We start from the raw sequence: 8,073 nt of genomic DNA, 5'->3' as shown, positions 1-8,073 counted from the left end.
GCCGCAGGCCGCCGCCCCGCCGCGTCCGACGGGGGCGCCGCCCGCCGCCCCCGCCGTACGCACCCGGCCGCCGCCCCCGCCGCACGGTGTGGCGGGCGCGGCGGCCGGGGGCGCGTCAGGGGCCGGGTGTCAGGGGCGGCGCGGCCGGGCGGCGTGTCAGGGGCGGGGTGATCGGGGTTGGGGTGTCAGTACCGCAGCCCGTGCCCGACCGGGTACAGCACGGCCGCCGGATCGTCCGCGCGCTGCACGGGCACCGGCAGCGTCCCGCGGGGCCGCACCCGGCCGGCGATGACGCGGGCCGCCGCCCGCAGTTCGACGTCCGTCCAGGAGTAGGCCGCCAGGTACGCCGGCACGCCGGGCAGGTGGGCCACGTCGTACGGGTTGCGGATCGCCACCGCCACCACCGGCCGCCCGGTGGCCAGCAGCCGCTCGACCAGCGTCCGCTGGCTGCTGCCCGCCGAGACGTTGTACGTGCCCACGACCACCGCGTCCGCTTCCCCGGCCGCGGCGACCGCCCGGTCGATGACGGCCGCGGAGGGTGCCGTGCCCGTGGACAGGGCGGTGGCCGTGAAGCCCAGCTCGGTCAGCGCGTTCGCGAGCACGCCCGTCGGCGGGCCCGTGGTGCCGGACGGGGAGGCCGGATCGGCGCCCACGACGAGCACCCTCGGGTGCCTGCGCCTCGACAGCGGCAGCAGGCCGCCCTCGTTGACCAGCAGCGTGGTGGTCCGCTCGGCGATCCGGTCGGCGGCGGCCAGGTGGGCGCGGGTGCCGACGGTGCGGTCCACGTCGTCGTGGGAGACGTACGGGTCGTCGAACAGGTCCAGCTTCGCCTTGAGCCGCAGGATGCGCAGGATCGACTGGTCGAGGCGTTCCTCGGTGAGCTCCCCGTCCCGCACCGCCCGCAGGACGGCGTTCCAGGCGACGTCCAGGGAGGGCGGGTTGAGCAGCTGGTCCACGCCCGCCTTCAGGGCGAGCACGGGCACCCGGTCGTCGCCGTACTTGGTGCGCACGCCCTCCATGCCGAGGGAGTCGGTCACCACGACCCCGTCGTAGCCCAGTTCCTCGCGCAGGATGCCGGTGAGGATGGGCCGGGAGAGGGTGGCGGGGTCCTCGGAGGGGTCGAGGGCCGGGACGACGATGTGGGCGGTCATGATCGAGTCGATGCCCGCGGCGATCGCGGCGCGGAACGGCGGGGCGTCGAGCCGCTGCCACTCCTCCCGGGTGTGGTGGATGTAGGGCAGCTTGTCGTGGCTGTCGTCGACGGTGTCGCCGTGCCCGGGGAAGTGCTTGGCGGTCGCCGCCACCCCCGACCGCTGGAACCCGGTCACCTCGGCCGCCACCAGCCGCGCCACCGCCTCCGGCGCCGAACCGAACGACCGCACGCCGATCACCGGGTTGGCCGGGTTGACGTTCACGTCGGCCACCGGGGCGTAGTCCTGACGGATGCCCAGGGCCCGCAGTTCGCGCCCGGCGATCCGGCCGAGGGTGCGGGCGTCGGACCGGGAGCCGCCCGCCCCGACGGCCATCGCGCCCGGGAACAGGGTGGCCGGCTCACCGACCCGGGCCACGATGCCGTGCTCCTGGTCGGTGGAGACGAGCACCGGCAACCCGCGCGGCAGGCCCAGGGACGCCTTCTGGATGCCGTTGGACAGGTCCGCGATCTGGTGCGGGTCCCGCGTGTTGTGGGCCCAGGCGAAGTAGATGACGCCGCCGACCCGGTACCGCTCCAGCAGTTCCGCCGCGGTGCGGACGCCGATCTCCTTCAGGTTGGCGTCGATGTCGGCCTGGTCGGGCTCGGTCGCGGAGTGACCGTAGACCCGCATCACGAACAGCTGGCCGACCTTCTCCTCCAGCGTCATGCGGGAGAACAGGCCGCGCAGCCTGCGGTCCTCGGCGCCGGAGCGGCCGGAGGCGGCGTGCACCGAACCCCCGGCGGCGAGGACCGTGCCGACCCCCGCCGTGGCGGCGAGCACCACGCGTCTGGACGGCCGTGCGGCCCGCCCCGTGCTCCCCGTACCGCCGTCGCTGCCTGCGTTGCCTGTGTTGGCTGTGCTTCCCGTGCTTCCCGTGCTTGCCGTGCTGCTGTCGGGCACGTGCGCTCCTTCCGGAGGTGATCCGCGGGGATCTGCTGAAGGAAACTTCCAGGGAGTCAGCAATATCCGGGAAGTTTCTGCCAGTCAAGGGAGTGCACCGTAACCAACGCGGGGGCCGCCACCGGCGCAAGGGAGGGGGCGCGCCGATGACGGCGTGCTGCCGGCCGTGGCACGGCGGAGAGGGTGGGTCGGCGATCGCCGCCGGCGGCGAGGGCCGACACCGTGCCACATTGGACTCGTCCGGCAGCCTGCCCCTGGGACGGACGGCGCGGGCCGCGGGTTCCGCCGCCGGGAGGAATGCCCCGAGATCGGGGCGGGCGGGCCGCCCGGGTTTCAGCGAGGCGCGTGCGCCGACACCCGCGGCCAGTGCTCGCGCAGCGCCCGCACCGTCTCCGCGATCGCCGGCCGCCGCGCCGCACCCGAGCGCCACAGGGCGTACAGGCGGCGGGCGGGCAGCGGGTCCAGCGGCACCTCCACCACCTCCTCGGGCAGCGGGCCGCGGCCCAGCCGGGGGATGAGCGCGATCCCGAGCCCGGCCGCCACCAGGGCCACCAGGGTCGGGTTCTCGTCGGCCTGGTGCACGATGTCCGGCTCGTGACCGTCGGCCCGCAGCGTGCGCACCAGCCACTCGTGGCAGACCCGCCCCGGCGGCGGGCAGATCCACCGCTCCCCGCCCAGCTCCTCGCGCCGCACCGCGCTCCGCCCGGCGAACGGGTGAGCGCGGGGAACGAGCAGATCGCACAGGTCGTCGCCGATCACCGCCTGTTCCACCCCCGCCGGGGCGGGCAGCGGCGCGATGTCCCAGTCGTGCGCCACCACGAGGTCCACGGCGCCACGGGCCACCAGGTCCACGGACAGGTGCGGGTCGATCTCCGTGAGCCGGGTGTCGAGCGCGGGATGACGCCGTGCCAGGTCCGCCAGCACCGACGGCATCAGCCCGCGCGCCGCCGACGCGAACGCGGCGATGGTCAGCCGCCCCGACGGCCGCCCCCGCCGCTCCTCCAGCTCGGTCTCCGCCCGCTCCACGATCGCCATCAACTCCTGTGCGGTCGCGACGAGTTGCCGGGCCTCGTCGGTGAGCCGCACCCCGCGCCCCCGGCGTTCCAGGAGGACGGTCCGGGTCTCCCGCTCCAGCTTCGCGATCTGCTGCGAGACGGCGGAGGAGGTGTAGCCGAGGGCCGCGGCGGCGGCCCCGACGGAGCCGTGCACGGAGACCGCGTGCAGGGCGCGCAGCCGGTTCAGGTCGAGCATCCGGGCCCCCGATCGGTTAGCGACGCTTCATCCAACCATGCAGAAACCTTCGCTGGTGCTGAAGTGTGCGGTACGGCGATGCTCGGCCCATGCGACCCTCCCACCTCGCGCTCGCCGTCCTCGTCGCCGCCGTCTGGGGCGTCAACTTCACCGTCATCGAGATCGGCCTCGACCACTTCCCGCCCCTGCTGTTCTCCGCCCTGCGCTTCCTCGTGGCGGCGCTCCCCGCGGTGTTCCTGGTCGGACGCCCCACGGTGGCCTGGAGATGGATCGTCGGCGTGGGCCTGACCCTCGGCGTCGCGAAGTTCGGGTTCCTCTTCGTCGGCATGGATGCGGGCATGCCGGGTGGGCTGTCCTCCCTGGTGCTCCAGATCCAGGCGGTGTTCACCGCCCTGTTCGCCTTCGCGCTGCTCGGCGAACGCCCCTCCGCCCGGCGCCTGGCAGGTATGGCGGTGGCCCTCGCGGGCATCGGCGTCGCAGCGGTCGACGAGGGCACCTCCGGGCCGCTCACCGGCTTCGCCCTGGTCGTCGCGGCGGCCGCCTGCTGGGGCGCCTCCAACATCCTCACCCGCAGGGCGGCGCCCCCGGACGCCCTCAACTTCATGGTGTGGGTGAGCACCGTGCCGGTCCTGCCGCTGCTGGCCCTGTCACTCCTGCTGGAGGGCCCCCGGCGGGGCCAGGACGCACTCGCCGGCCTCGACTGGCAGGGCGCGGGCACCGTGCTGTTCGGCGCCTGGGTCGCCACCGTGCTCGGTTTCGGCGCGTGGGGCCGGCTGCTGCGCCGTCACCCCGCCTCCACGGTCGCGCCGTTCTCCCTGCTGGTACCGGTCTTCGGGATGTCGTCGGCCGCCCTGTTCCTCGGCGAGTCGATGACCCCGCTGCGGTGGTGCGCGGGCGTGCTGCTGGTGGGCGGCGTGGCCCTGGCCACGGTGACCCGGCGCCGCCCGCCGACGCCGCCGGCCACCCGGCCCGTACCGCCGGCACCGGCCCGCGCGGAGGGCTCCCGGGCCGGCGGCTGAGGGCGGGGAAGGAGGGCGGCTGCCTCGCGGGGTCGGGTGCCTCCCGGGGCCGGCCGCCCGGTCGGGGCGACCGCCCCGTGGGGGTGACCGCTCTGCGGCGCCGGGTGGCCGCCGCGCCCCTCACCCCGACGTCTCCAGGGCGGCGCGCCAGACGGGACTGTCGACGTAGTGGTTGTCGAACCGCTCCGCGGACTCGGCGATCTCCTTGCCGTCCGCCTCGCCGCGCATCACCCGGCCGAGCAGCCGCAGGTAGTCGAAGCGGCCCATGCCCGGCGTGAACACGAACAGGACGTCGGCCTCGCACCCGGGCGCCGCGGCGAACGCGTGCGGGGTGCGGGGCGGCACCGCCAGGAAGTCGCCCGCCTCCAGGACGGTGACCTCCTCGCCCACCAGCACCCGCAGGGAGCCGCTGATGACGAAGAACAGTTCGGTCGCCCTGGTGTGGAAGTGCGCCGGCGCGCCCACGGCACCCTCGGCGAACGTGGACCGGTAGGCGGTGAAGCCGCCGGCCGTGGTGTCCGAGTCGGCGAGCAGGGTCATCACGCTGCTGGGGTCGGCGCAGGTCTCGGCCTCCGCCCCACGGGTCAGCAGCGGCGGGAACGGCTGTGCGGCGTCCCGGCCGCCGGGGTCGGCGTGCGAGCCGGCGGGATCGGCGTGCGAGTCGGCGGGAGTGGTCATGTCGGGCCCCTCTTCATGCGGCTGACGTGCTGCTGGACGTCACCCACTCTGCTGGGGAAAGGGCAGGCGACCAACGCTCGGATGCGCAATGATCGTGAAGCCGGGCTTCACGATGGGGGAACGAGTGATCGAGCGGCACGAGGCGGAGGCGTTCCTGACCCTCGCGGAGGAACTGCACTTCGGCCGGACCGCGGCGGCGCTGCACGTGTCGACCGCCCGCGTCAGCCAGACCATCCGGAAGCTGGAGCGCCGGGTGGGCGTGCCGCTGTTCCACCGCACCAGCCGCAGGGTCTCGCTCACCGAGGTCGGCAAGCAGCTGCACGACGAGCTCCGCCCCGCCTGGGACGCGCTGGGCGCCGCCGTGCACCGCGCGACCGAGACGGGACGGGGCCTGACCGGTGTCCTGCGCGTCGACTTCGTCAGCGCCGCCGCCGCGCAGCTCCTGGCCGGTGCCGCACAGCTCTTCCGCGAACAGGCACCCGAATGCGAGGTGCGCATCCAGGAGACGCAGGCCCACCACATGCCGGCGCGCATCCACGCGGGGGAGAGCGACCTCGGGCTGACGACCCTGCCCCTCGACGACCCCGGGCTGACCCACGGCCGGGTGCTCATCCGCGAGGCGCACGTCCTCGCGGTCCCCTCCACCCACCCCTACGCCCGCCGGGACAGCGTCCGGGCCGCCGACCTGGCACGCGTCCCCCTGGTGCGCTTACCGGGCCACACGAGTCTCCCCCCGCACCGCCGGACCGACGCCCTCCCCGTGCCCGGGGGCCCGACGGCGGAGACGCTCCAGGAGGCCCTCACTCTGGTCGGTGCCGGTCAGGGCACCCTCCCCGCGGGCGCCCACACCCGCCGCTACTACCCACGGCCCGACATCACCTACCTCCCCATCAGCGACGCCCCGGCGCTCACATGGGCCCTGGTCTGGCCGGCGGTGCGCACCACCGCACGGGTCCGCTCCTTCGTGGAGGCGGCCGACCGTCTCATCCACGGCGACGAGCCGGGACCGCAGCAGCCGCAGGCACCGCTCGGACGGGTGCCGTGAACGCGCCAGCCCGCTGTGTCCGGAAAGCACGGTCATCCGGGGCCGAGGGAGAGGCCTGGAGCGGCTGCACTCCCCGCCGGGCCGGTCAGGCGGCGGCCCGCATCCTCCGCGGAGTCACGCCGACTCGTTCAACAGCCGCGCCAGGTGCTCCCGCCCGGGGGCGAGCAGTCCGCTCAGCTCCGGCACCTCCGGGTACCACCGCTTCTCGTACTCCCAGCACAGCCAGCCGTCCCAGCCGTGCCGGGACAGGACCTCCACGCAGTCCGCCAGCGGCAGGATGCCCTCGCCGAGCGCCAACGGGGTCGTGTCGTCGGCGGACGCGATGTCCTTGACCTGCACGTACCCCAGGTGGGGGGAGAGGGCGGCGAAGCTGTCCACGGGCTGCTCACCGCCGAGCCAGGTGTGCATCACGTCCCACAGCGCGCCCACCCGGCCGTGCCCCACGAGGCCGAGGACACGCATCGCGTCGGCGGCCGTGCGGTGCGAGTCGTGGGTCTCCAGCAGGATCCGGACCCCGAGGTCGCCCGCGTACTCGGCGGCCGTACCGAGCCGGCGGGCGGCCGTCGCGTCGGCGTCCTCGGGGCTCTGCTCCGGGGTGCCGCCGGGGAAGACCCGGACGTAGGGGGCGCCGAGGTCGCGGGCCAGTTCCAGCAGGGCGCGCAGCTCGGCCAGCACCGGGTCGTCGTCACCGGGAGCGGCCACCCGGACGTATCCGGCGGCACTCAGGATCTCGACGCCGGCCGCCTTGAACGCGGCGGCGACATCGTCCCGTTCGGCCGCAGCGAGGCCCGGGTGCACCGGTTCCTCCGGGTGGGCGCGCAGTTCGACGCCGTGGTAGCCGTGCGCGGTCGCCAGCTCCAGCACGTCGGTGACGGGCAGGCCGGGGACGCCGAGGGTGGAGAACGCCAGCTTCATGCCCACGGACCCTACCCGCGGACCCCGACCCCGACTCCTCCCTGACACCCCGAAGTCGCCACGCGCCGCCGACCTCCGTGACCGTCAGCCCCCGGCGGGCGTCTGCGCCGGCCGGTACACGCACACCTGGGCGCCGGTCTTCGCGGCCGTGGTCGACACGAGCTCGAAGGGCCGCTTCGCACCGTCGGTGGGGAAGACCGACTTGCCGCCGCCGAGCATCACCGGCATGACGATCAGCTGGAGCTCGTCCACCAGGTCCTCGGCCAGCAGGGTCCGCACCAGCGTGGGACTCCCCATCATCGCCAGGTCGCCGCCCTCGGTCGCCCGCAGCTCACGGATCCGCTCCAGGGCCTGACCGCCCGGGATCAACCGCGAGTTGTTCCACGTCAGGTCGTCCTCGCCGAGGGTGCCCGAGACGACGTACTTGCGCAGACTGTTCATCCGGTCGGCGAACGGATCACCGGCCCGCTCCGGCCACGCCGCCGCCATCGTCTGCCACGTCCGGCGCCCGAACAGCAGCGCGTCCGCCTTCCGCAGCCCCGCGTCGAACGCCCCGCCGAGCACCTCCGGGTCGAAGTACGGGTGCGACCACCCACCGTGCGCGAACCCCCCGTCGGTGTCCTCCTGCGGCCCACCCGGGGCCTGCGAGACACCATCGAGGCTGATGAACTCGGTCACGACAATCCGCATGACGTCCACTCCCACAACGATCGGAACCACGGACGAACCTACAGACCGCCCCCCGCCCAGAAACTCATCGCCACAACCCCATCCGCCCCGAACACGCCCTCCCGGGGCGCGCGGAACCGCGCGAGATCCCCACGACCCGCAGGCGACGACGTCCCCAGGGGCGCGGGGAACTGCGCGAAATCCCCCCACGACCCGCAGACGCCAAGCAGACCCTTCAGGGGCGCGGGGAACTGCGCAAACCCCACCCCGCACCCGCAGGCGACGACGTCCTCAGGGGCGCGGGGAACTGCGCGAAATCCCCCCACGACCCGCAGACGCCAAGCAGACCCTTCAGGGGCGCGGGGAACTGCGCAAACCCCACCCCGCACCCGCAGGCGACGAC

The 8,073-nt window shown here is 74.7% G+C and carries 7 protein-coding genes; 2 read left to right on the top strand and 5 right to left on the bottom strand.

Annotated elements, in window-relative coordinates; translation table 11 throughout:
• Window positions 1-185: 185 nt before the first annotated feature.
• On the bottom strand, window positions 186-1,973 hold the full coding sequence (locus tag AC02VZ_RS25870; protein ID WP_476476545.1) for a glycoside hydrolase family 3 protein: 1,788 nt from the start codon (window positions 1,971-1,973) through the stop codon (window positions 186-188).
• A 453-nt stretch (window positions 1,974-2,426) separates the two neighbouring features.
• Window positions 2,427-3,344, bottom strand: a complete 918-nt coding sequence (locus AC02VZ_RS25865) for a LysR family transcriptional regulator (protein ID WP_476476544.1) — start codon at window positions 3,342-3,344, stop codon at window positions 2,427-2,429.
• An 89-nt stretch (window positions 3,345-3,433) separates the two neighbouring features.
• Between AC02VZ_RS25865 and AC02VZ_RS25860 the strand changes: the two genes are divergently transcribed.
• Entirely contained in the window at window positions 3,434-4,363 is a 930-nt protein-coding gene (locus AC02VZ_RS25860) for an EamA family transporter (protein ID WP_476476543.1), read from the top strand.
• Between the two features lie 120 nt (window positions 4,364-4,483).
• Here AC02VZ_RS25860 and AC02VZ_RS25855 read toward each other — a convergent pair whose 3' ends face one another.
• Window positions 4,484-5,041, bottom strand: coding sequence for a cupin domain-containing protein (locus AC02VZ_RS25855; protein WP_476476542.1), 558 nt, complete (start codon window positions 5,039-5,041; stop codon window positions 4,484-4,486).
• An 88-nt stretch (window positions 5,042-5,129) separates the two neighbouring features.
• Here AC02VZ_RS25855 and AC02VZ_RS25850 point away from each other — a divergent pair, with 88 nt between their 5' ends.
• Window positions 5,130-6,086: a LysR family transcriptional regulator gene (locus AC02VZ_RS25850; protein WP_476476541.1), complete on the top strand. Its 957-nt coding sequence runs from the start codon at window positions 5,130-5,132 to the stop codon at window positions 6,084-6,086.
• A gap of 114 nt (window positions 6,087-6,200) precedes the next feature.
• Here the strand turns inward: AC02VZ_RS25850 and AC02VZ_RS25845 are convergent, their stop codons facing one another.
• Both AC02VZ_RS25845 and AC02VZ_RS25840 read right to left on the bottom strand, forming a co-directional pair.
• Window positions 6,201-7,001, bottom strand: coding sequence for a sugar phosphate isomerase/epimerase family protein (locus AC02VZ_RS25845; protein WP_476476540.1), 801 nt, complete (start codon window positions 6,999-7,001; stop codon window positions 6,201-6,203).
• Window positions 7,002-7,085: 84 nt separating this feature from the next.
• Window positions 7,086-7,691 (bottom strand): dihydrofolate reductase family protein, encoded by a 606-nt coding sequence (locus AC02VZ_RS25840; RefSeq protein ID WP_476476539.1) that lies wholly within the window; start codon window positions 7,689-7,691, stop codon window positions 7,086-7,088.
• Between the last annotated feature and the right edge of the window lie 382 nt (window positions 7,692-8,073).

It is taken from the genome of Streptomyces sp. 3-6, assembly GCF_056323165.1.
This window is presented reverse-complemented; position numbering and strand designations above follow the sequence as displayed.